Annotated in this window: 20 protein-coding genes and 1 pseudogene; 18 read left to right on the top strand and 3 right to left on the bottom strand. The window is 56.6% G+C overall.

Going from position 1 to position 24364, the window contains the following annotated elements; translation table 11 throughout:
- Nucleotides 1–47 precede the first annotated feature (47 nt).
- The 16 genes and pseudogenes from ACZ1G7_RS09820 (at nucleotide 48) to ACZ1G7_RS09745 (ending at nucleotide 18725) form a co-directional block, all read left to right on the top strand.
- Nucleotides 48–863, top strand: a complete 816-nt coding sequence (locus ACZ1G7_RS09820; protein ID WP_472663630.1) for a trypsin-like serine peptidase — start codon at nucleotides 48–50, stop codon at nucleotides 861–863.
- Nucleotides 864–1015: 152 nt separating this feature from the next.
- Nucleotides 1016–1495 carry an Hsp20 family protein gene (locus ACZ1G7_RS09815; protein WP_472663629.1) on the top strand — a complete coding sequence of 160 codons (480 nt, stop codon included), beginning with the start codon at nucleotides 1016–1018 and terminating at the stop codon, nucleotides 1493–1495.
- A 375-nt stretch (nucleotides 1496–1870) separates the two neighbouring features.
- Nucleotides 1871–2869, top strand: coding sequence for a hypothetical protein (locus ACZ1G7_RS09810; RefSeq protein ID WP_472663628.1), 999 nt, complete (start codon nucleotides 1871–1873; stop codon nucleotides 2867–2869).
- Nucleotides 2870–3180: 311 nt separating this feature from the next.
- Nucleotides 3181–4860: a 30S ribosomal protein S1 gene (rpsA, locus tag ACZ1G7_RS09805; protein WP_472663627.1), complete on the top strand. Its 1680-nt coding sequence runs from the start codon at nucleotides 3181–3183 to the stop codon at nucleotides 4858–4860.
- A gap of 414 nt (nucleotides 4861–5274) precedes the next feature.
- The gene (gene ihfB, locus ACZ1G7_RS09800; RefSeq protein ID WP_472663626.1) at nucleotides 5275–5562 is read left to right on the top strand and encodes an integration host factor subunit beta; all 288 of its coding nucleotides are present in this window, start codon (nucleotides 5275–5277) and stop codon (nucleotides 5560–5562) included.
- 6 nt (nucleotides 5563–5568) lie between these two features.
- Nucleotides 5569–5919 carry a lipopolysaccharide assembly protein LapA domain-containing protein gene (locus tag ACZ1G7_RS09795; protein ID WP_472663625.1) on the top strand — a complete coding sequence of 117 codons (351 nt, stop codon included), beginning with the start codon at nucleotides 5569–5571 and terminating at the stop codon, nucleotides 5917–5919.
- 9 nt (nucleotides 5920–5928) lie between these two features.
- Nucleotides 5929–6570: a phosphoribosylanthranilate isomerase gene (locus ACZ1G7_RS09790; RefSeq protein WP_472663624.1), complete on the top strand. Its 642-nt coding sequence runs from the start codon at nucleotides 5929–5931 to the stop codon at nucleotides 6568–6570.
- Nucleotides 6571–6782: 212 nt separating this feature from the next.
- Nucleotides 6783–7478: a VPLPA-CTERM sorting domain-containing protein gene (locus ACZ1G7_RS09785; protein WP_472663623.1), complete on the top strand. Its 696-nt coding sequence runs from the start codon at nucleotides 6783–6785 to the stop codon at nucleotides 7476–7478.
- 90 nt (nucleotides 7479–7568) lie between these two features.
- Nucleotides 7569–8822, top strand: a complete 1254-nt coding sequence (gene trpB / locus ACZ1G7_RS09780; RefSeq protein WP_472663622.1) for a tryptophan synthase subunit beta — start codon at nucleotides 7569–7571, stop codon at nucleotides 8820–8822.
- Nucleotides 8823–8937: 115 nt separating this feature from the next.
- Complete coding sequence (locus ACZ1G7_RS09775; RefSeq protein WP_472663621.1) at nucleotides 8938–10170, top strand: helix-turn-helix domain-containing protein; 1233 nt, start codon at nucleotides 8938–8940, stop codon at nucleotides 10168–10170.
- A 147-nt stretch (nucleotides 10171–10317) separates the two neighbouring features.
- The gene (locus tag ACZ1G7_RS09770) at nucleotides 10318–10500 is read left to right on the top strand and encodes a hypothetical protein (RefSeq protein ID WP_472663620.1); all 183 of its coding nucleotides are present in this window, start codon (nucleotides 10318–10320) and stop codon (nucleotides 10498–10500) included.
- Between the two features lie 418 nt (nucleotides 10501–10918).
- Nucleotides 10919–11899 carry an efflux RND transporter periplasmic adaptor subunit gene (locus ACZ1G7_RS09765; protein ID WP_472663619.1) on the top strand — a complete coding sequence of 327 codons (981 nt, stop codon included), beginning with the start codon at nucleotides 10919–10921 and terminating at the stop codon, nucleotides 11897–11899.
- Nucleotides 11900–11906: 7 nt separating this feature from the next.
- A pseudogene (locus ACZ1G7_RS09760) lies at nucleotides 11907–14959 on the top strand (efflux RND transporter permease subunit).
- Nucleotides 14960–15403: 444 nt separating this feature from the next.
- Nucleotides 15404–16435, top strand: coding sequence for an amino acid ABC transporter substrate-binding protein (locus ACZ1G7_RS09755; protein ID WP_472663618.1), 1032 nt, complete (start codon nucleotides 15404–15406; stop codon nucleotides 16433–16435).
- Nucleotides 16436–16507: 72 nt separating this feature from the next.
- On the top strand, nucleotides 16508–17644 hold the full coding sequence (locus ACZ1G7_RS09750) for an ABC transporter permease subunit (protein WP_472663617.1): 1137 nt from the start codon (nucleotides 16508–16510) through the stop codon (nucleotides 17642–17644).
- Nucleotide 17645: 1 nt separating this feature from the next.
- A complete protein-coding gene (locus ACZ1G7_RS09745; protein WP_472663616.1) occupies nucleotides 17646–18725 on the top strand; it encodes an amino acid ABC transporter permease in 1080 nt (359 codons plus the stop codon).
- A gap of 76 nt (nucleotides 18726–18801) precedes the next feature.
- Here ACZ1G7_RS09745 and ACZ1G7_RS09740 read toward each other — a convergent pair whose 3' ends face one another.
- Complete coding sequence (locus tag ACZ1G7_RS09740) at nucleotides 18802–19440, bottom strand: VOC family protein (RefSeq protein ID WP_472663615.1); 639 nt, start codon at nucleotides 19438–19440, stop codon at nucleotides 18802–18804.
- Nucleotides 19441–19443: 3 nt separating this feature from the next.
- Entirely contained in the window at nucleotides 19444–20628 is a 1185-nt protein-coding gene (gene metC, locus ACZ1G7_RS09735) for a cystathionine beta-lyase (RefSeq protein WP_472663614.1), read from the bottom strand.
- Nucleotides 20629–20731: 103 nt separating this feature from the next.
- Between metC and ACZ1G7_RS09730 the strand changes: the two genes are divergently transcribed.
- Both ACZ1G7_RS09730 and ACZ1G7_RS09725 read left to right on the top strand, forming a co-directional pair.
- Nucleotides 20732–23038: a molybdopterin-dependent oxidoreductase gene (locus tag ACZ1G7_RS09730; protein WP_472663613.1), complete on the top strand. Its 2307-nt coding sequence runs from the start codon at nucleotides 20732–20734 to the stop codon at nucleotides 23036–23038.
- A gap of 29 nt (nucleotides 23039–23067) precedes the next feature.
- On the top strand, nucleotides 23068–23835 hold the full coding sequence (locus ACZ1G7_RS09725; RefSeq protein WP_472663612.1) for an IclR family transcriptional regulator: 768 nt from the start codon (nucleotides 23068–23070) through the stop codon (nucleotides 23833–23835).
- A gap of 13 nt (nucleotides 23836–23848) precedes the next feature.
- On the opposite strand, the gene ACZ1G7_RS09720 is transcribed toward ACZ1G7_RS09725, so the two are convergent.
- The gene (locus ACZ1G7_RS09720) at nucleotides 23849–24250 is read right to left on the bottom strand and encodes a rhodanese-like domain-containing protein (protein WP_472663611.1); all 402 of its coding nucleotides are present in this window, start codon (nucleotides 24248–24250) and stop codon (nucleotides 23849–23851) included.
- Nucleotides 24251–24364: the final 114 nt, after the last annotated feature.

Here is a 24364-nt window from a genome sequence, read left to right as displayed (position 1 = left end):
CGCAAGCATGGGTAAGATCGTTCTCTGACTAAAGTTGCGGAGTATCCATGCGTCTGATTCAAGTGTTTCTTGCGAGCTTGTGCCTCGCGTCGCCTGTTCAGGCGGAAGACGGCTCCGCGCTGAAATCGCTCAGCACTTTGGATGACAACAAGGATTGGCAGGCCGTCGGGCGGCTCAATATTGGGCATGCCGGGTTTTGTACTGGTACGCTGATTGCCCCCGATCTGGTGCTTACAGCAGCGCATTGCCTCTATGATCTGGAAACCGGGCGTCGCGTGGCCGACGATGAAATCGAATTTCTGGCTGGATGGCGCAACGGGCGTGCTTCGGCTTATCGCGGAGTCCGTCAAAGCATTGCGCATTACAGCTACGCGTTCCGCGCGCGCGAAGATCAGGACAGGGTTGGGGCCGATCTGGCGTTGTTGCAGCTTGATCAACCCATTCGTCACCCATCAATAAGGCCGCTGAGCGCCGGGCAGCGCGCCCCGCGTGGTCAGGAGCTGGCAGTGGTTTCCTACGCGCATGACCGCGCAAACGCGCCTTCGCTGCAAGAGGCCTGCCATGTATTGGCGAAAGAGGGTGATTTGTACGTGACCTCCTGTGACGTCGATTTTGGAGCGTCCGGCGCGCCGGTTCTGGTGATCAAAGACGGCCAGCCGGTGGTCATGTCGGTTGTGTCCGCAAAGGCCGAATGGAAAACGCAGAAGGTCTCCCTTGCGGAGGGGGTGGAAACCCGCCTCAAGGAGATGAAAACGCAGCTTAGAAATCGCAGCCGCGAGGTGGCGACAACCGCGACCAACTCAAAAAGGCTGACATTCAAAAGCGGTATGCAGCCCTCAGGCGCGCGGTTTCTCAAGCCTTAAATTTCTTTGGGCGCCCTCTTGAACGCCCGGAATCTACTTCCCACATCATGATCACCGGATGCCAAAACTGGGTCCGGTGCTGAAGAAAATGCGGCCTGTCCGATGTGGAAGGCCGCGCCACATAACATTGCTTTTTCGAAAGGATGCATACCATGCGAGCATATGATTTCGCCCCCCTTTACCGTGCCACTGTCGGCTTCGACCGCGTTGCTGATCTGATGGACCGAGTCCTGACCTCCGAGGTCAATCAAACCACCTACCCGCCCTATAATATCGAGAAAACCGACGAAGATGCGTACCGCATTTCCGTCGCTGTTGCGGGCTTCTCCGAAGCTGATCTCAATGTTGAGCAGCGTGAAAATTCCCTGATCGTGTCTGCGAAGAAGGCCGACAATGATGCCTCTGAGCGCAGCTATCTGCACCGCGGTATCGCGACGCGTGCCTTTGAAAAGCGTTTCCACCTGGCCGATCATGTCCGCGTGACCGGTGCGTCGCATAAAGACGGTATGTTGCATGTCGATCTGGTCCGTGAAGTGCCCGAGGCGCTGAAGCCGCGCACCATTGAGATTGCTGGCAATGGCACCAAGGTGATCGAAGGCAAAAAGTCGAAGAAAGACACAGTCGCAGCTTAATCCTCCCCGAAGCTAGGACTGTCGATAGTGTGGCCCCCTATTTTGGTAGGGGGCCATGTTTCGTTTGAGGGATACGATTTGGCTCGATATTGGGCGGGGAGAGAGTCCCCCGCATGCGGGGAATCTAATAACCAGCTGTTTTATAATGAAAAATAAAAAAAATTAAGGATTTGGAAAGGTATGAAGCGTGGAGCGCTTTGCCGTTCTAACACGTGGCATAGAGCCTTTCATGGTCGGCCGCGAAATGAGGGCCTGGTGATACCCAAAGACTGTCTGCAATTGCCCGAAACTTGCAAAAAAGGGCAAAAATGAGCGATGCTGCGGCATAGTCCAATTAGACGAATTTTGTATTTTGATATTTTTTGAGGGTTTTTCATGAGTGATCAGACACCGCAGAACGATACGCAACAGGCCAAATCCAAGTGGGCCAAATACTATGAGGCGGACGAGGTCTATTTGAACAGGACCAGCACGTCGCGGCGGACGAAGGATGAATTCTTGCCGCTGTTTGTCGGGGTGCTGAGTTTGTTTCTAGCGCTCTTTGTCGCCGCTTTGGATGAGCTGTCCGGCGTGGGCTGCGCGCGCGACAGTATCAGCCACTACTATTACGCCCCTGTCGCCGGGCCCTATTTTGTTATCACGCTGGCCTTCGTGTCGGCGTTCATGTTCGCCTATCGGGGCCAGAATATTTACGATGGGTTGCTGACCACCGCAGGCGCTTTTGCAGCTATCTTGGTGGCCATGTTTCCGACCGCTGGCGTCGGCTGCGGGCACGGGCAAAGCTTTGATCACCGTCTGACCCAATCGATGGTTGGCACGGAGGTTAACGGGACGTATGAGACGTCCGCGCCTGAGCAGTTGCAAAGCTATCTATTCGAGACAATCGACATAGGCACCCAAACCTATTTCATCGCCAACGGGGTGTCGCAGAGCATTCATTTCTTCGGGGCGGTTGTGTTGATCGGATCGCTGATATTGCTGAGCCTGATCCATCTCAAAAGAGAAAATTGGATCGGCAACTACACCGACAAAGGCGGGAAAAAATATCGTATAGTCGGACGTGTCGAGCGCAATTTTACGCGGTTCTGCCTCATCGTGATGGTTGCGGGGGCTTTGCTTGTTGTGCTGGGTGGGACGACATTCGGACAGACGCTGTCACTTTGGTTTGATAAGGGCCTTGCGTTCATTCGCCATAACCTCTTCGGGATGAATGACATTGCGGTGTCACGTCCGGTTTATCACGGGGAATGGCTGGCGTTGGTTGGTTTTGGGCTGGCCTGGTTGGTTCAGTGGTTCAATTATTGGTTGTGGTTGGACAGGCTTCCATTGCTGCCGACATCTGACCCAGATATGGCCTCTCGTACCTCAAAATAGAGGTGGTTTTGGGATGGCGCGCCAACAGTCGCGCGCCCACTGCAGTTACGCCAGACCATTGGGGTTTGGCGGACGGCAGGCCCGCAAGCGATATTAAACGCGCCGCTTGCCCTTTGGGCGGAGCTCCGCTATACGCGCGTCTGTCTAAGGGGCGAGAACAGTCTCGGGCATAATTCAAGCGGGCAGGGTCGGTTTTTCCGGCCCTCTTTGTTTTGAAAAATGCCGCACTTCGAAGACCAACCGAAACCCAAAGACCGGCGGAGACAACCGCTCGGCCCGCATAAACATTAAGATTAGGAAACCTACGCCACATGGCTACAAACGCATCTATGGAGGAATTCGAAGCCCTCCTGAACGAAAGCTTCGAAATGGACACACCGGACGAGGGTTCGGTTGTCAAAGGCAAAGTGCTCGCCATCGAGGCCGGCCAAGCCATCATCGACATCGGCTACAAAATGGAAGGCCGCGTCGATCTTAAAGAATTTGCAAACCCTGGCGAAGCACCTGACCTGTCCGTTGGCGACGAGGTTGAAGTGTTCCTGGACCGCGTCGAAAACGCACGCGGCGAAGCCTCCATCAGCCGCGACAAAGCGCGCCGCGAGGAAGCTTGGGACCGTCTGGAAAAAGCCTACGCAGACGAAGAGCGCGTCGAAGGCGCCATCTTTGGTCGCGTCAAAGGCGGCTTCACTGTGGATCTGGGCGGCGCGGTTGCGTTCTTGCCTGGTTCCCAAGTCGACGTGCGCCCTGTGCGCGACGCGGGCCCATTGATGGGTCTGAAGCAGCCATTCCAAATCCTGAAAATGGACCGCCGCCGTGGCAACATCGTTGTGTCGCGCCGCGCCATTCTGGAAGAGTCGCGTGCTGAACAGCGTGCCGAAGTTATCGGCAACCTCACCGAAGGTCAGGCTGTTGACGGTGTCGTCAAAAACATCACTGAGTACGGCGCATTCGTCGACCTTGGCGGCGTAGACGGCCTGCTGCACGTCACGGATATGGCTTGGCGTCGTGTGAACGACCCACGCGAGATCCTGACAATCGGCGAAACGATCAAGGTGCAAGTCATCAAGATCAACAAAGAGACGCACCGCATCTCCTTGGGTATGAAGCAGCTGCAGGACGACCCATGGGAAGCCGTGGCCGCCAAATACGCGCTGGAATCCACGCATACTGGCCGCGTGACCAACATCACCGATTACGGCGCATTTGTAGAGCTGGAGCCGGGCGTTGAAGGTCTGGTCCACGTCTCAGAGATGTCCTGGACCAAGAAGAACGTCCACCCAGGCAAAATCGTGTCTACGTCCCAAGAGGTCGAAGTCATGGTTCTGGAAATCGACGGTGCCAAGCGCCGCGTTTCCCTTGGTCTCAAGCAGACCATGCGCAACCCGTGGGAAGTCTTCGCGGAAAACAACCCGGTCGGCAAAGAGATCGAAGGCGAAGTCAAGAACATCACCGAATTTGGTCTGTTCGTTGGCCTCGACAACGACATCGACGGCATGGTGCACCTGTCCGACATCACCTGGGAAGGCCGCGGCGAAGATGCGTTGGGCGACTTCCGCAAAGGCGACATGGTCAAGGCCGTTGTCACCGAGGTTGATGTTGAGAAAGAGCGTATTTCGCTGTCGATCAAGGCGCTGGACGGCTCGTTTGACACTGCCGTTGACGGCGTCAAGCGCGGCTCGATCATCACCGTTGCGGTTACCTCCATCGAGGATGGCGGCATCGAGGTTGAGTATGAAGGCATGAAATCCTTCATTCGCCGTTCTGACCTGTCGCGCGACCGTGCCGAGCAGCGCCCTGAGCGTTTCGGCGTCGGCGACAAGCTGGATGTGCGCGTGACCAATGTCGACGCCAAAACCCGCAAGCTGGGCCTGTCGATCAAAGCGCGCGAGATCGCCGAAGAGAAAGAGGCCGTCGAACAGTATGGCTCTTCCGACTCGGGCGCGTCTTTGGGCGATATCCTTGGCGCGGCTTTGAAGAGCGACGACGAGTAAGCCTTAACGGCTACGAAATTTTGAAAGGCCCTGCTGGCGACAGCGGGGCCTTTTTTTGGCGGACTGACGTCGATTGTTTATTTAGACATGTATTTTCAAAATTACGGTCGCGGTGATCACCCATCTGGTGATGCATGAAAACCAACCTGGTCTTGAGCAAAAGGGACCGCCGGTGGCGCCACATTTGGCAATGCGAATCGGGTTGGGTTGCGCCGGTATGAGGCGTTTGAGGAGGCTTGCCAGATTGGCAAAACATGTCGTTTTCTGAATTTCTGGCGCTAAATTTTGAAAATTCCCATGGTTAATTCGGCGCCGCGTGTGCCCTAAGCCCTTCCCTCCTTTGGTTTATTCGGCCTATAGTTCCTTATTAAGTGGGGCCAACCCCAAGCGGCATTCATCCTGGGGAGGATATTTATGATACGTTCAGAGCTGATCCAACAGATCGCTGATGATAATCCTCATCTGTTTCAGCGCGATGTAGAGCGCATCGTAAACACCGTCTTTGAGGAGGTCATCGACGCGATCTCCGAAGGCAACCGCGTCGAGCTGCGCGGGTTTGGCGCATTCTCCGTGAAAAAGCGCGAGCCCCGCACCGGGCGCAACCCGCGCACCGGTGAAGCCGTGCATGTTGAGGAAAAGCATGTGCCGTTCTTCAAAACTGGCAAACTGCTGCGCGACCGTTTGAATGGCCGCGAGGGATAAGCGGGTATGCGATACATCAAGTATCTGTTTCTTGCCGTCGTGGGCTTCTGCCTACTTATCTTGGCGCTTGCAAATCGCGGTACGGTCGGGATCAAGCTGTTGCCCGAAGAGTTGGCCGCCTATTTGGGCCAGCCGTTCAGCTATGAGCTGCCGCTGTTTATCATCATCTTCGCGGGGATCGTCCTTGGTCTTTTGATTGGCTTCGTGTGGGAATGGTTCCGCGAGCACAAGCATCGCGCCGACGCCCGCATCCAAAGGCGCGAGAAGGAAAAGCTGGCGCGTCAGGTTAAAGGCATGAAGGCCGAAAAATCGCGCGGACAGGACGAGGTGCTTGCGCTTCTCGACAACGCCACCTAAGCCCAACCAATGTCTGACATTGCAGTCAAAATCTGTGGTCTGCGGACCACCAAAGACGTTGCGGCCTGCGTTGAGGCGGGTGCGCGCTATGTTGGTTTCGTTTTCTTCCCAAAGTCGCCGCGCCACCTGTCGCTAGAGGCGGCGCGCCTTCTGGCCCATGAGGTTCCTGTTGGCATCGCAAAAGTGGCGCTGACCGTGGATGCCGATGATGCTGCTTTGGACGCTTTGGTCGAGACCGTGCCGTTGGACATGTTGCAGCTTCACGGTGCGGAGACACCTGAGCGCGTGGAGAAGGTCCGCGCGCGCTATGGCTTGCCCGTGATGAAAGCGATCGGCATCTCGGATGAGGACGATCTTGGAAAGATAGATGATTTTGCCAGCGTGGCGGATCAATTGCTGATCGACGCCAAGCCGCCAAAGGCCGCGGCACTGCCGGGCGGGAACGGTCTAAGCTTTGATTGGCGGCTGATTGCCGGACGCGATTGGACCTGCCCTTGGATGCTGGCTGGCGGGCTGACGCCCGAGAATGTGTCCGAGGCGATTGCGCGGACGGGCGCATGTCAGGTCGATGTGTCTTCGGGTGTCGAGACCCAGCCGGGCGAAAAATCCGCGACTCGGATCGCAGATTTCATCGCGGCTGCGCAGGCCTAGAATCACCTACGCCCGATTTATGACAAATTTTAAGGGGTTTTCGCGCCATTGATGGTGTCGCGAGATCCAGTTGAGCCGCGCGGGTGATATTGTTCAGGCGTGCGCAACATTAAACCCGGTTCGTTTTCTTAAATGCGCCCCATTACCCCGGTAATCATTAACCAATTCTAGTTGAAATACCGTGTGCTGCGCACGGGGAAGAGGGTTTAGAAATGCGTGTTTTATCTTACGCGACCATGGCTTTTATGGCGTTTGCCGCGCCGACACAGGCGGATGTGGTCTTCGCCTATAACTCGACTGCGTCATCTGACGGGATCGAAGCAACTGCGACAGGCTTGGGCGTTACTGCTGCTAAGTTGTCGCGCGGCTCGATGCTGGAAGAGCAGGCGAGCATTACATTCAATTCCAAAAATTGGCTGGGCGAGGGCGACAGCACGTCGGCCTTTGATGCCGGGTCCTACCTGACCTGGGGTTTTACCTCGACTGCTGGCTACGATCTGGGCACGTTGTCCTTTGGCTATGACACGTCAAACAAGGGGCCTAAGGCAATCGCCCTGGACGCGAATATTGACGGCACATGGTACCGCAACATTTTCTCGGCCAGCGGTTTGTCGCAATCGGGCGCCGTCGCGCTTGGGTTGGACCTGTCAGATTTCACCGGTGTGACATCCGCGTCCTTTTATCTGCTGGGTTGGGACGCCAAGAAGGCAAAAGGGACTTTTGACCTTGAAGATACGCTTGCCGATGGCACTGCCGTATCTTTGACCGGCACCGTGTCGGAAACCGGGTCGCGCCAAGGCGACATTGACCTGCGCCGTCTGGCACCGGCAGTCGTGCCGCTGCCCGCGGGCCTGCCGCTTCTGGCCGTTGGGATTGCCGCGTTTGGCCTGATCCGCCGCCGCGCTTAAGGCAAATTGCCGCAATGAAAAGATGATGGGTCGGGCTTGCGCTCGGCCCATTTTTTATGAACATGGGCGCTCCAACGCGAGGAGCGCTTCATGGCCAACGACCTTTTCAATAGCTTCATGACAGGCCCGGATGAACGGGGCCGTTTTGGCGATTTCGGCGGACGGTTTGTCTCTGAGACGCTGATGCCGCTGATCCTTGAGCTGGAAGAGCAATATGAACACGCTAAGACTGACAAAAGCTTCTGGGACGAGATGGATTTCTTGTGGAAGCACTATGTCGGCCGCCCGTCGCCCCTGTACCACGCGGAACGGCTGACCGAACGTCTGGGTGGCGCCAAGATTTACTTGAAGCGCGACGAACTGAACCACACCGGCGCGCATAAGATCAACAACGTGCTGGGCCAGATTATTCTGGCGCGCCGCATGGGCAAGACCCGCATCATCGCCGAAACCGGCGCGGGCCAGCATGGCGTGGCGACCGCAACCGTTTGCGCCAAGTTTGGGCTGAAATGCGTGGTCTATATGGGCGCACATGACGTCGAACGCCAATCGCCCAACGTTTTCCGCATGCGCCTTTTGGGTGCTGAGGTTGTGCCGGTGACATCAGGCCGTGGCACGCTGAAAGACGCGATGAATGACGCGTTGCGTGACTGGGTGACCAATGTGCGCGACACGTTCTACTGCATCGGTACGGTCGCGGGGCCGCACCCATACCCCGCCATGGTCCGCGATTTCCAAGCCATCATCGGCAAGGAAACCAAAGAGCAGATGCACGAGGCGGAGGGCCGCCTGCCCGACACCGTTATCGCGGCCATCGGCGGCGGGTCCAACGCGATGGGGCTGTTCTTCCCCTTCCTTGATGACAAAGAGGTCAACATCATTGGGGTGGAGGCCGGCGGCAAAGGCGTTAACGCAAAAATGGAGCATTGCGCGTCCCTGACCGGTGGCCGCCCCGGCGTGCTGCACGGCAACCGCACCTACCTACTGCAAGACGATGACGGGCAAATCCTTGAGGGCTATTCGATCTCGGCTGGGCTGGACTATCCCGGGATCGGCCCTGAACATTCCTGGCTGCACGAGATCGGCCGCGCCAAATACGTTTCGATCACGGATATGGAGGCGCTTGAGGCGTTCCAACTGTGCTGCGAGACCGAGGGCATCATCCCCGCGCTTGAGCCGTCCCACGCGCTTGCGCATGTGATGAAGATCGCGCCGGACCTGCCCAAGGACCACCTTTTGTGCATGAACATGTGCGGGCGCGGCGACAAAGACATCTTTACCGTCGCCAAGCATCTAGGCTTTGACATGAGCGACACTGAAGGGCGGACCGCAACGTCGGGATAGGCGCCCGCGCTATAGTGTAAGGCAGGTTGTCCTTTTCGGCAGGGACGGACAGATTTTGCGGCATAAGGTGCCTTGGGCCACTAGCCTCCCTGATGCGTTTGATGCAGCTTGGGGCATGGATCAAGTAATCGCAGAGATGATCAGCACAGCCACCATCGCTGTCGCTGTGTTTGGCATAGCTTTTTGCGCCATGCAGAGGACGTATTTGTCCGTTAGCCGCAGTCTTGCAGCATTTCTTGCAGCCGTAGCCGTGAACAACGCCCCGGAGGCTTTCAACCGCCTGACCCAGACCACGCAGGGCGCAAATATTCACCCGATTGATCTGTTGGTCGCGCTTCCCAGTTCCTTGTGCCTTGCACCGCTGTTTTGGCTCTATGTCTTTAGACTGACGTCAGCGGGGCAGGAGAATCCTTCGCATTTTTACCGGCACTTTGTGTTGGCTCTGCTTGCTGTCGCGGCGGGGTTGATAGCGTTTCTGGCACCGCAAGAGCTTTGGTCTGAAACCGTCCCTGACGATCCGTTATTGGCCTTCGGCTGGTGGAATTTACTTATCGTTGCGGTCGGGCTTTTGGAACTGGCCGTCTACATTCAGATGGCGGTTTATCTGTATTGGATCGTGCGCCGTATGATGCGCTATCGGCTGATGCTGCGCGACGTTTATGCCAGCACGGAAGAGCATGAACTGCGCTGGATCTATGTCATCGGCGGTTTGGGGGCTCTCTTTTGGGTGGCTCAGGCCGTTATTCTGCTGCTCGCTTTCAATTCAGAACAGCCAAGCACACCACCTGCTTTCGTGGCCATTGGCGGTCTTGCGAGTCTTTGCCTGGTGGCAACGACATTGCTTTGGGGGTTGAGGCAACGCCCACCATTGATGCCTGACCCTGAGGATGCGCAACAACCTGCGATCATGGAAAGCCCGGCGTCAGGCCACAAGGGTGACAAATATGAAAAATCCGCCCTCAGCGATGAGGCATCGACACGGATTGCGCGAAAACTGCGATCAGCAATGGAAGTCGACTATTTGTACCGGGATCCCAACCTGTCTTTGTGGGTCTTAGCCCGACATATTGGCGCGTCACCGAATTACATTTCTCAAACCTTGAATGAGGCGTTGGGCGAAAGCTTTTTCGATTTTATCAACGGCTACCGCATTGCAGAAGCCAAGGAACGCCTGTCGGCAACCGACGATACGGTTTTGGCAATCACATATGATGTCGGCTTCAACGCGCGATCATCATTCTACAACGCCTTCAAGCGTGTGACCGGCCAAACACCGACGCGATATCGCAAAACACTGTCCTATCGTGATGGGGTGGACGACCGGGACGGAAGTTTGCGCGAAATCTGAGTTCATAGCTGAGCATCAGAAGGAAACCGCACGACCACTCACTCCAACTGACAAGACAAATCTTCCGAAACGCGCGGCGGGATACATCCGAGCCGCGCCCACAATTTTCCAACGATACACGACGAAGCACGTGAGAAAGAAACCCCTATGAAACGTTACTTATTATTGGCCGTTGTCGGCTTAAGCGCATGCGAGTCGCCTGCAGAGATTTCAGCACGCAAACAACTCGACGCCGCTTGCGTTGCCGGTGACCTGCAAGCTTGTGCCGCGGTTCAGCAAAGAGTTGCTGCAGAAAATCAGGCCCTTGCAACAACAGCCGCTGGGTTATGAGAGGCACACGGTTTTCCACAAGCGAGGCGGATCTGATCAGGTCCGGGCCAATCTAGAAAGATCTTGGACGGTTGCAGCTGGGGGAATTCCTTAGCTGCACCGCTACCGCACAAAATGTGCCTGTCTACATCTGAAATTCATTCAGAACGCGATCAGTCGATTGCTTGAAATGTGAGCGCAATGCTAGGCTCACTGGGTAAGTCGAGCTCATAACCTACGGGCTTGGGCAACCCATCGTACATCTTCCCATCACCGCATAGTTAGTCATATAGTTTTAAATACTTTTGCTGCGGTACGACGCCGCCATGATGCATCAAAGGACAGGGCCATGCTTCACAACCGCTTTCAGATTTCACGCTCAAAAATGGCTCTTTTGATGGGCCTGTTTCTTCTTGTTCAGAGCCCTACTGCGCCCGCAATGGCACAAGAGCATTCGGTTGCGAAAATTCTAAGTGCTGAAGCCTTGGACGTGAAAACAAAGCGAGAGTTCTACGGACGCGTCGTAGCGCTAGAAACCGTGGACCTTGCGCTTCAAGTTGGCGGTCAGATCGTTGAATTCCCGGTTCGAGAGGGCGCCGTGATCGAAAGCGGCACGTTGATCGCTGCACTGGACTTGGTTCCTTTTGAGCTGTCGCTGTCACAAGCCCAGGCACAGTTTGATCAGGCGTCGCGTACGCTTGAAAGGTTGGAAAAGCTCACAGGCAACACAGTGAGCCAAGTGACCGTGGACGACGCGCGGACGAATTTTGAGCTTGCAAAAATTGCAGTTGAGAGCGCCGAGCGTTCTTTGCGGCAAGGCCGCCTGCTGTCGCCGTTTGATGCTTTGGTCTCGTCTCGGCTTGTCGCCAACCGTGCCACGATTGGGGCGGGAAGCCCTGTTGTGCGTTTGCACGACATGTCCGAAATTAGAATTGAGATAAACGTGCCCGAGGTCTTGTTTCAAAGCGCCGGGCGCGACCCCGATGTCGAGCTTTTTGCCAAGTTCCCTGCATCCGAAGAACGGTTCCCGCTTGAGCTGCGGGAATATAACGCGGAAACGGCGTCGGTCGGTCAAACCTATACGATTACTTTGGGCATGGCCCCGCCCGAGGACTTGATCGTCCTTCCCGGTTCTTCGGCGCTGGTCGAGGCTTGGGTCGGGAATGAACAAGCAAAGCTTACGATCCCAAGAACGGCCTTAGTCTTTGCCGCCGACGGGACCCCACAGGTCATGCTTTTTGAACCAACCACGGGTCAGCAGGGTGTCGTAAGCCCGGCCCCAATCGACATTGAACCGACCGACAATGGCGATGTCGCGGTGACATCAGGGTTGCAGAGCGGTCAGGAATACGTGGCCGCCGGGGCGTCAAAGCTGCAACCCGGGCAGACCGTCGTCAGGTTCCAGGGCTTCGGGCAATAGGTGCATAATGGATATCGCAAAACTCTCCATTGATCGCCCGGTTTACACCTGGATCATTATTCTGGCCTGCTTTCTGGGCGGGATATGGGGCTTCTCGTCGCTGGGTCGTCTCGAAGACCCGGCCTTTACGATCAAGACCGCTGTTGTCATCACCCAATACCCTGGCGCGACGGCTGAGGAAGTTGCCGAAGAAATCAGCGAACCGATTGAGTCCGAGATACAAAAGATGGGGGAGGTCAAAGAGGTCTCCACCATGAACCAGCCCGGTTTGTCGTGGATCACCGTCGACATGCAGGACCAATATGACGGCACCGAGCTGCCCGCCATTTGGACAAAGCTCAGAAATCGGGTCGGCGATGCGCGCCTTCCCAGCGGCGCGACGACGCCCTTTGTGAATGACGCCTTTGGAGACGTCTATGGCCTGTACTACGCGGTCACGGCGCCGGGGTTTTCGGATTCTGAGAAATATGAGCTTTCAACCTATTTGCGCCGAGAAATTCTGAGCGTCGCGGGGGTCGCGGACGTTCAGATCTCGGGCTTGATTGACGAACAGATTTTTGTCGAACCCGACACAGCGCTTTCGACAACGCTGGGTATCCCACCCGCAGCGATACAGGGCGCATTGGCGACAACCAACGAAGTTGTCGATGGCGGAACGCTGTTTGGGCCGGGCGGGCGTTTGTTGATACAGCGCCCTGACGGGTCAGACTCGGTCGCCGCCATTGAAAGCCTGACCCTAGGGGTCGGCGGCCGGATTGTGCAGCTTTCTGACTTTGCGCATGTTCACCGTGGCCCGACCGATGCGCCAAACTTGATCGTGCGCCACGATGGGCAGGCCGCGTTTACCCTTGGGATTGCTGGGCTGAGCACCGAGAACATTGTGGAAGTCGGCAAACGCGTTGATGCGAAGCTGGATACTTTGACCGGGGGCTTGCCCGTGGGTATCGACCTTCATCCGATCTATCAACAGCACGAGATCGTCGAAGAGGCCTCCAACAACTTCCTGGTGAACCTCGCGATGTCGGTTGGCATTGTTGTGGTTGTGCTGGCCGTTGCGATGGGATGGCGCGCGGCGATTGTTGTGGGATCGACGCTGCTTCTGACCGTCGTCGGAACGCTGTTGTTCATGGCGATCTTCTCCATCGAAATGGAGCGCATTTCGCTGGGCGCGTTGATCATCGCCATGGGCATGCTGGTCGATAATGCCATCGTTGTCGCTGAAGGCATGCAAATGTCTATGAAGCAAGGAAAGTCATCACGCAAAGCAGCCAGCGAAGCGGCAAGCAAAACGCAGGTCCCGCTTTTGGGGGCTACTGTCATTGGGATCATGGCCTTTGCCGGCATCGGGCTTAGCCCAGATGCGACCGGGGAATTCTTGTTCTCGCTTTTCGCTGTGATCGCGATCTCGCTTTTGTTGTCGTGGCTTTTGGCTATCACCGTAACCCCGCTGCTTGGCCATTACTTTTTCAAGGTGGAGACAGGCGGCACGGGCGACAGCTATTCTGGCGCTGTTTTCCGCGGGTATCGCAGCCTTTTGGGCGTCGCGATCAAGCTGCGGTGGTTGGTCGTCGCGGGGCTGATTGGGGCGACAGCGATCTGCTACGTGCTTTTTGCGGATATCAAGCAGCAGTTTTTCCCGGACAGCAATACGCCGCTCTACTTCGTTCATTTCAAACTGCAACAAGGCGCATCGATCCATCAAACCGCCGAAAATCTGGAGGTGATGGAGGCATGGTTGGCGGAACGCGAAGACGTCGTTTCCGCGACAGCCTTCGCCGGTACCGGCGCTGCGCGCTTCATGCTGACCTATCAATCCGAAGATCCAAATGCGAGCTATGGACACCTGATCGTACGCGTGTCGTCGCTTGATGTGATCGAAGCGGAGATGGCGGAGTTCGATGCGTTTGCGCAGGAAAACCTGCCGCAAGGCAGAACCCGTGTCCAGCGTCTGGCATTTGGTCCGGGGGTGGTTCGCCCGTCGAAGTCCGGTTCTCGGGCCCTGATCCTGCCGTTCTGAGAGACCTCAGCGACGAGGCAATCCGCGTCCTGAAGGAGGCGTCGCCCAATATTTTGGCCCCACGCAACGATTGGGCTGAGCAGGAACTGGTCATGAAACCTGTTTATGCCGAGGATCGGGCCCAAGTCGCAGGCATTAGCCGGACCGACGTGACAAGCACATTGCAATACGCGAGCGAAGGTCAACGGACAGGTGTCTACCGCGAGGGGGATCGCCAAATTCCGATTGTGCTGCGTGAACCGCAAGACACGCCTTTGGTTTTTGCAGACCTGCTTGTCTATTCGGAGAGTGGCGGCGCGTTTGTTCCGATTGAACAGGTAACGGACGGATTTGTTTTTGAGACCCAGAATACGATTATCCGCCGAATTGACCGACAAAACGTCATTACCGTGGGCGCCGACATCCCCCGTGGCGTCACGGCTGCCTCAGTTCAGGCGGAAGTCCAGTCCGCCATCGAAGCGATTGCTGTCCCCGATGGCTATAGTTTGGAATGGGGCGGCGAATATGAAAGCTCGAGCGATGCGCAAGCCTCTCTTGCGGGACAGCTTCCGCTTAGCATCATCGTGATGTTTGTGATCTCAGTGCTCTTGTTTAACGGGCTCAAGCAACCGCTGATCATTTGGCTGCTGGTGCCCATGGCCGTGAACGGGGTCAGCCTTGGGCTGCTTGGCGCCGGACTGCCGTTCACATTTACGGCTCTGCTGGGCCTGCTTTCGTTGGCGGGCATGTTGATCAAGAACGGCATTGTGTTGGTCGAAGAGATCGACCTGACCCGGGAGGCAGAGCCAGAGTTGCCTTTGGGCGAGGCAATTGCGCAGGCATCGACGTCCCGTTTGCGTCCCGTCATTTTGGCAGCAGCAACGACAATCCTTGGAATGGCGCCACTGCTAACAGATGCGTTCTTTCAGTCTATGGCTGTGACCATTATGGGCGGTTTGGCATTTGCCTCGGTCCTGACCCTCATCGCTGCGCCGGTTCTGTACTACATCTTTTTCGCACGCTCTGATGCCCGAGCGCGATCCGAACAGATTGAAATGGCATAAAGATCTAAGGATTGTTCTGACGCCGCCCTTGGGGTTTTGAGCCTGATTTTCGAGCCGGTCAATTTGACCGCGTCAATCGTGTGCTTGATGCGAGCAGATCCCGCCATTGTCGTGCAAAGAAAGGGCGTAGACTTCAAGTCGTTGGTGTTTTGTAGGGCGGTTGGGATTTGCCTTGCCAACTGACAATTTGATCCCACCATTCCTGACTTGGCTTTCAGGCTGGGGCACGCACACAGATGAGGCGCTCAGAAAAGCAGCGCTAAAAGCATCAGCGCGATTTCGATCCACTCATTTTTTCATCACTCGCAAGCCTGTGTGAGGGTTCATCCACGTGCGATTACGAAATCTGTTGACTCAAACAGATTTTCTCAACATTCTAAATATCAGTACGGTTGTTCTGATATATGGCACAATCTGCGCAAACCGCACAACAGGAGAGAGAAAATGAAAACTATTTTTGCAGCAGGCGCACTCGCCGCTCTAGCGACACTCGCGCCTCAGATGGCGACGGCCCAAAGCGCGACCGTTCAACAAATCGTTGAACGCGGGACGATGCTCTGCTCAGGCCATAACGGTTCCTACTTTGGCTTCGTCGAGGTTAACGATCAGAACGAATGGAAGGGTCTCGATATTGATCTTTGCCGCGCTCTGACAACAGCGATCCTTGGTGACCCAAATGCGAACCAGATTGTACCTCTCAGCTGGGCCCAGCGGTTCCCTGCACTTCAGTCAGGTGATGTTGATGTGATCATCAAGGCGACCGGTTGGACCATGGGGCGCGACACAGAGTTGGGTCTTCAGTTCAGCCTGCCATACTTCTTTGGCGGCACACAATTTATGGCCCATGGTGAGCTGGGTGTGACCAAAGCGTCCGAGCTTGAAGGCGGCGTGATTTGCGTTGAGGCCGGCACCACAATTGAGCGTCTGGCAGCTAACTACATGGAAACCATTGGCCTGAGCGCTGAAATGGTGTCCTACGAAAGCCAGGCCGAGCTGCGGTCTGCCTATCTTGCCAACCGCTGTGATGCCTTCGCGGGTTGGGGTCCAAACCTCGCCGTGTTGCGCGCTACCGAGTTGGACAATCCCGACGCGCACGTCATCCTGAGCGACCAACTGTCGTCAGAGCCGATTTCTGCCGCGATGCGTCAAGGCGATGAAGGCTTCGTCGACACCGTGAACTGGATGCTGGCGGCGCTGCTGATTGCCGAAGAAGAAGGTATCACATCTGCCAATGTCGAAGAAATGGCAGCCAACCCGCCAAACCCACGGGTTGCGCGTCTGTTGGGTGTTGAGCCGGGCATGGGTGAGCGCTTGGGTATGCGTGATACATGGGCGCGCGAGATGGTCGCCGCTGTCGGCAACTTTGCTGAAATCTATGATCGCAACCTTGGCAAAGACAGCCCGTATCAGCTTGAGCGTGGCCTCAACAGCCTGTGGAGCGAAGGTGGCGTGCTCTACGCACCGATCCTCGACTAAAACACATCGACCATGCGGGCCGCCCCATATCTGGGGGCGGTCCATTTCGTTTTAACGTTGGGAGGGGCCCCGATGTCGACAGCTGATGAACTTCGTACACGCGTAAAACGACGTAAACAAATCATACAAACTTCAATCATCGTGTTGGTGGTGCTGGCAATCTGGGGCGCCGTCACCAATGCACAGTACAACCTTGACCGGTTGAACATGACCAGCGGCTTTTCGTTTCTGGATCGTGGGACGGGGTGGAACTACTCGTTTTCGCTTCTCGAAAGGTCGATCAACGACCGTTATTATTACACGTTGTTTGTGGGGCTGCTGAACACGCTTTTCGTCGGGTTCATCTGTATCATCACCACGACAGTGTTCGGATTTATCATTGGCACTTTGCGCGACAGCCGCCATCCTGCGCTTAACTTTGCCTCGAACGTCTATATCCAGATTTTCCGCAATATCCCGCTGATCCTTCAGGCGATTTTCCTTTACGCGATCCTGATCCATCTGGGCGGGCCGCGTCAGGCGATGACGCTGGGAGAAGTAGTGTTCCTATCTGGCCGCGGCCTGATGATACCAGGGTTGAATATCTCGCCCGCCGCGGCAGTTGCCTTGTTGCTGGTATCCTTTGCCTTGGTCGTCGCGTTAATTGCTAAAGGCGTGTCGCTGTGGCGCGGCTTGGGATATTGGCTGACAGGGACCGTGGTCGTGACTTTACTGGCCGCCGTGCTGCTGCGCCCTGAGGGTGAGGGGCTTTTCACCATCCCCGCCATACAAGGCTTGCGTTTCCAGGGCGGCATCACCGTGTCAATCGAACTGCTGGCGATGATCGTGTCTATTACGCTGTATGGGAGCGCCTATATCGCGGAAATCGTGCGCGGTGGTCTGGCGCAAGTGCCAAGTGGGCTGGTCGAGGCGGGCGAGGCACTAGGTCTGAACCGGTTTTCAATCTGGTCGCGCATCAAGGTACCAATGGCGCTGCGCAGCATCATCCCGCCGCTTGGAAACCAGTGGATTTTCATGATGAAGGCCACGACCATCGGTATCGCCATCGGCTTTAGTGACCTGTTCTACATCACCGTGAACTCCATCAGCCAATCGGGACAGACATTGGAGCTTATCCTTATATTGATGCTGACCTTTTTGGCGGTGAATTACTGCATCGCGCTTTTCACCAATTGGCTCAACAATCGCCTTCAGTTGAAGGAGCACTAGCATGGCTGTCACTGACATCACCCCGCCAAACCGCTTCGATGTGGCCCGCAAACGGTTCATAAAAAACGCGTTTGGTTCCTCCACGGCGATTGCGATCTCCGTCGTGGTATTCGCCTTGCTGGCCTATATCGCTTGGTTGTTTCTGGATTGGGCCGTGTTCCGTGCAATTTGGTCCGCCGATAGCGTGGGAAATTGTACAGGCCACGAGGCTTGTTGGTCCGTCATTGATGCGCGCCACCGGTTGATCCTATTTGGCACCTATCCGTTTGATCAACACTGGCGATCTACTTTGGCTGCGATAGCCATTGTGTTAACGGTTTTGATCTCGTGCTTTCCGATCATGTGGGGGGGCAAACGGCTGGCCGCGCTGTGGGTTGTCGGGTTCGCGTCATATTATTTCTTAATGGAAGGCAGCCTGCTGGGGCTGGAACAAGTGACCACTGATGGGTGGGGCGGGTTGTCGCTGACGCTGTTCCTGTTTGCGGCCGTGGTGTTGCTGGGCATGCCTATGGGGTTGGGGCTCGCCCTGATGCGCCGCGCTGAGATGCCGGTGGTCAAATGGTTTGCAATCATCGTGATCGATACAGTGCGCTCTCTGCCGTTGGTGACGACGTTGTTCACTGCCGCAGTGGTTGTTCCGCTGTTTCTGCCGACCTGGCTTGAGGGTGACAAAATTTGGCGCGTCATAATCGCATTCGCGCTGTTCTTTGCCTGCTACCAAGCCGAGGTGTTTCGCGGCGGGTTTCAAGCCATTCCGAAAGGTCAGTTTGAAGCAGGCCGCGCATTGGGGTTGGGACGTTTACACATCCTTAGCCGCATTATCCTGCCACAAGTGTTTCGCCACGCCTTGCCCAGTACCGTTAACATGATCGTGATCACGTTTAAAGAAACGGCGCTGGTGACCATCATTGGGTTCTTTGACATTCTGGCTTCGGGAAAAACGGCCTTCGGTACCGCCGATTGGGCACCTTATTACATCGAAGTCTATCTGTTCGTTGCGGCGATCTATTGGGTGTTCATCTTTTCGCTGGGACAATACGGCGAATACCTGAAACGCCGCATGGCGATTGCTCAGCACTGACGAGTGACAGATCAGTCAAAGGAAAAGGCCCGATGCGATCTGCGTCGGGCCTTTTTTCTTTGGTGCGATATGGGTGTCAGTCGAGCGTCGCAACCCCTTTGGGGCAGGACACTTCAAACGCAAGCGCCGCATCACCGGGCGTGACGTCGCACAGGTGATCGACCTCTAGCGTCTTCAGGATCGCAATCAGCGCTTCGGGATCGGGGTGTGTCAGCTTCACCTTGTCTAATGTTACGCCGAGATCTTGTTGACCAGTGCTTGGGTGTGGTCCGGGGGACCATTCGATAAACGCGGGCAGAAGCCCACCCATTGGCAAATGCCCGTCCACGGGCACTGTCAGGCGCCACGACCGATCCCCACGGGTGAACAACACAACCTCGCCCAGATCGACGGGGCTGGCGGCGATCACCGCGTCTAAATCGTCGGTACCTACAACCCAACACAATGCGCGAGGGCGGTCTGCGATGCGCTTTTGTGTTGTTGGATCATCAAGGGTGAACCAACGGGTGCGGCCGGGGGCGGCGGGTGCGTCGGGGTCAATCGCGATCAGCTCAAAAAAGCTCTCGTTGCCCGACTGCATGACGCAATTATGCGTGCTCATGGCGTCGTGTTTGCCGCCACGGGGTACAGTGACGCCAAGCTTGGCTTCCATTTCGCTGACGCCTTGGTCCAACGTGTCGGCGCCAATGGCGAAATGATCGATTTTGTTGTGCATGGTTTACTCCGCTGCGGTGTTCAAAAGGGGGAGGGCCGCCGCAAGGTCGGCGATCAGGCTGTCCGTGTTTTCCAGCCCGATGTTAAAGCGCACAAGCTGGCCGTCTGTTGTCCAAGTGCCGGCGCTGCGCGTGGGTGTCACGGGTAGCACCAGGCTTTCATACCCGCCCCAGCTAACCCCAATGCCAAAGTGATGCAGCGCATCAACGAAGGCGTGGATCTGATCGGTGCTACAAGGGTGAAAGACGACGGAAAACAGGCCCGGCGCGCCGGTGAAGTCGCGCTGCCAATGGGCGTGGCCGGGGCAGCTTTCGAAAGCCGGATGCAGCAGTGTTTTGACCTGCGGTTGCGCATCCAGCCATGTGGCAACGGTTCGACCGGCTTTGTCAAAATGTTCCATCCGCATTTGCAGGGTGCGCAGTCCGCGCAGCGCCAGAAACACCTCTTGCCCACCAGTTTTGTCGCCCACCGCCATGACGGTTTTGCGGATGCGTTCCGCATAGGCCTCATGGCTTGCAATCATTCCCATCATACAATCTGAATGCCCGCTGAGGTATTTCGACATCGACGCGACAATCACATCGACGCCAAGTTTAAGCGGCTGGCAAAAGATTGGCGTTGCCCATGTGCCATCCAAGATCGACGGCACGCCAGCGGCGCGGGCGGCGTCGGCAATAGCCGGTATGTCAGGGACCTCGAACGTGCCGGAACCGGGGGCTTCGAACATTACCGCACAAGTCTCGGGCCGGATCAACGTGGCGACATCGGCCCCAATCATCGGGTCGAAATATTCGGTTGTTACGCCCAGCTGCGCCAGCACGCCCTCGCAATAGGCGCGGGTGTTGCCATAGACGTGATCCGCCACTAGCAAATGCGCGCCGGGTTTGGCGAAGCTCAGCAGCGTCAAAGTGATCGCAGCAACCCCTGATGATGTCAGCGTGACACCATCCGCACCCTCAAGCTTGGCCAGCAGCTCTTCCAGCTTGGCTGTTGAGGCATTGCCATAGCGTCCATAGTACATGGTGCCGCTGTCATAGCGGGCGTCGCGAGCGGCCACAAAGGCCGCCATCGTGTCGAACACCATTGTCGAGCCAAGCTCGATTGGCATATTCACATGACGCGCCTCAGTGCGGTCAGGGCGGCCCATTTGGACCAGATCGTCGGACATGTTGGGGCGTGTTTTGGACATCGGCGCAGCCTTCGCAAAATCATCGAAGAAGAAGATGACAGCGCTATAAGGTTGTGTCAATATTCAGAAAACACGTTTTATATAATGGCACAAATCGCAACCTATGAGTGATATCGAAACCAAACTGACCGCGAACCATTGGGGCATTGGCGTGGCCAAAGTGCAAGACGGGCGTATCCTGTCGGTGGGGGGGCATGACAGTGATCCGGCGGCCTCTGAGATAAACGACAACATCGCCAGCAGCTTGCATGGCGACGCCCGCGTTCTGCGTCCAGCGGTGCGCAAATCATGGTTGGAGCGCGTGCCCGGCCAAGTGCCCCGCGGGCGCGACAGTTTTGTTGAGGTCAGTTGGGACCGCGTGCTTGATCTGATCGCCGCGGACCTGAAGCGGGTGCGCACAGAGCATGGAAACGAAGGGATATTCGCGGGTTCCTATGGATGGTCCAGCGCTGGGCGATTTCATCATGCGCAAAGCCAGCTAAAGCGCTTTTTGAATACTATCGGCGGCTTTGTCCGCTCTGAAGGGAATTACAGCTACAACGCTGCGCTGGAGCTGATGCCCCATATTGTCGGCCCGTTCCGCGCGCATGTGGCGCAAGCGACGCGCTGGTCGGTTATTGCAAAGCATACAGGGCTGGTGGTGATGTTTGGCGGCATGGCACTGCGCAACACGCAAATCAGCGATGGCGGCGTGTCCAAACACCGAATGGCAGGGAACCTGGCGGCTTGCGCCGAGGCGGGCGTTGATTTCGTGAATATCAGCCCGCTGCGGAGCGACGCCGAAGACATGCTGGGTGCTGATTGGATGCCCGTTCAGCCTGGCAGTGACACCGCCCTGATGATGGGGTTGGCCCATACGCTGCTGGTCGAAGGCTTGCATGATACGGCATTTCTGGAACGCTACACCGTCGGGTTTGATCAGATTGAGGCCTATCTGCTGGGGGAGAACGACACCCCCAAAGATGCCGAATGGGCCGCGCAACAGACGGGCATCGATGCGGAAGCAATCCGGGTGTTGGCGCGGCGTATGGTAGCCAATCGCACAATGATCAGTGTGGCCGCAGGCGTTCAGCGCACGGATTATGGCGAGCAGCCGATGTGGATGGCAATCACGCTTGCCGCAATGCTGGGCCAAATCGGACTACCCGGCGGCGGCTATACAGTTGGATACGGCGTAAACGCCAATGTCGGCAATATTGAACGTCCGTTCCGCTGGGGGACATTGCCGCAGGGCAAGAATCCAGTTGCGGACTTTATCCCCGTGGCAATGATTGCCGAGATGTTGCTGCATCCGGGAGCGACTTATCCCTACCAAGGCCAAACTCGCACGTTTCCCGATGCGCGGCTGGTCTGGTGGGCCGGCGGCAACCCGTTCCATCATCACCAAGACCTTGGCCGCCTGCACAGCGCGTTTCAAACCCCTGAAACAGTGATTGTGAATGAGGTGAACTGGACCGCCACAGCACGCCACGCCGACATCGTGCTGCCCGTGGCTGCGGCGCAAGAGCGGACCGACTTTGGCGCAGGCAAATCCGACAATGCGCTGGTTCCGATGCGCGCGCTCGTGCCACCACCGGGTGACGCGCGCGTCGAATATGAAATCTACGCTGACCTCGCCGCGCGGATGGGCACGTCTGAGGCGTTTACCGAAGGCAAGACCAGCGATGATTGGCTGCGCGAAATTTGGGAGGTGACGCGTCAGCGTGGCCGCGATGCGCGCTGCGATCTGCCGGGATGGGACGACTTCATTTCAGGTGACGTGATCTATCTGCCGGACCCCAGCCCCAATCAGGTGTTTCTGGCCAATTACCGTGCGGATCCAGACGCGAATTCGCTGCCAACCCCGAGCGGTCGGATTGAGCTTTTCTCGGAGGTGATCGCGGAGTTTGATCTGCCTGACTGCAAAGGGCATCCGTCTTGGTTCCCACCCCGCGACCGGGCGGCGGGCTTGGATCAAACCTACCCGTTGGCGTTGATTTCGGGCCAACCCAAGACGCGGCTACACAGCCAATTAGACAACGGCGCCTATTCGAAAAGCCACAAGATAAAAGGGCGCGAGCCTGTGTTGATTCACCCAAATGACGCCGCTGCGCGGGGTATAAAAGACGGTGAAGTCGTTGAGCTTTTCAATGGCAGGGGCAGATGTCTTGCGGGCGCGCGTGTGACAGACGAAGTGCTGCCGGGTTGCGTGTTTTTGTGGACTGGCGCTTGGTACGATCCAGATTTTGACGCTCCTGCTGCGCGCGATCGGCACGGTAACCCAAATGTGCTGACCCATGATTTGCGCACATCAACGCTGTCGCAAAGTCCCGCCTCGCATTCGGCAATGGTAGAGGTACAGCGCTTTGATGACGCATTGCCTGACATCACCGTGCATCGCCCCCCACCTTTTGATACACCGCCGTCATGAAACTGGAACAGGACATGCCGATATGAGCGATGACGCCGCCAAAGCACCCAAGGTCGATCTCGACCTTGTCCAAGGGCCTCGCAATCCTCGAAAACCTCGTCAGCGCTCGGCAAGGCAAAGGCGTAACGGAGCTGTCCAAAGAGCTGGGATTGACCAAATCCAACACATTTCGCCTGCTGCAAACTTTGACGACGCTTGGCTACGTCCAACATCGCGCCGACAAAACTTATGAAGCGACGCTGAAAACCTGGCGCGTCGGGCGCGCTTCTGTGGAAAGCCTAAACCTGCGTGAACTCTCCGCTCCCGAATTGAACTACCTTTCGCAGGAAAGCGGCGAAACGGTCTATCTGGCCGTGCGGGAAAACCTGTCGGTGATCTATATTGCCAAAGTCGACAGCCAGAAACCGATCAGTTCTTGGAATGCAATTGGTGGCATGGCCCCACTGCATTGTGTGGGGACGGGCAAGGCAATCCTGGCTGCTGATTTCACTGCGCTGAAAGACCAGATCAGCAACGCCTTGACGCGCCACACGGACCGAACGCTTACGACGATGCCCGAACTTGAGGCCGACATAGAAACGACACGCGCGCGCGGTTACGCCTATGATACCGGAGAGTTTCGGGACCGAATCCTAAGCTTTGGGGCGGCGATTACCTTGCCGAGCGGCGAACCAATCGGGGCGCTTGGAATTTCTTTGCCAGACATCAATCTTCCGCCCGATGACGGGGCGGAGCGGTTGGGTGGGTTGGTGATGCACGCCGCGCGAGCTGTGTCATCAAAGCTCGCGCGGGCGTAGCCACGAAAGGCGTTTAAGCTTTCCTTTCGGGAATTTCGACTGGGCCGCCCTGCTTTTCCCAAGTCGAGAAGCCTTCTTTCAGGTGCGCCGCCTCAAACCCCATATCCTGCAAGGTTGCCGTGGTGATGGCCGAGCGCCAGCCCGATGCGCAATGGAACACAAATTTCTTGTCCTCTTGCGCGAAGATATCTTTGAAATAAGGGCTGTCAGGATCTACCCAAAATTCGATCATGCCGCGCGGCGCGTGAAAACTGCCCGGGATATGGCCGCGTTGGCGTTCGCGGATGTCGCGGATATCGACAACGACGACATCTGGGTCGTCCAGCATGGCTATGAGTTCGGGAGTTTCGATTTCGGTGATGCGGGCGCGGGCCTCGGCCACCATTTCGGCGGATGATTTCTTGAGTTTAGGCATCGGATACTCCTAATATTGTGCTGATATGTAGAACGCTTATTTCGCATATTGACACGCGTGAGTTGGCTGTGCAAGCCTTTGCGCAACGAACGGACACTTCGCAAACAGGACATT

Source organism: Litoreibacter sp. JB4-2 (assembly GCF_055693445.1).
This window is presented reverse-complemented; position numbering and strand designations above follow the sequence as displayed.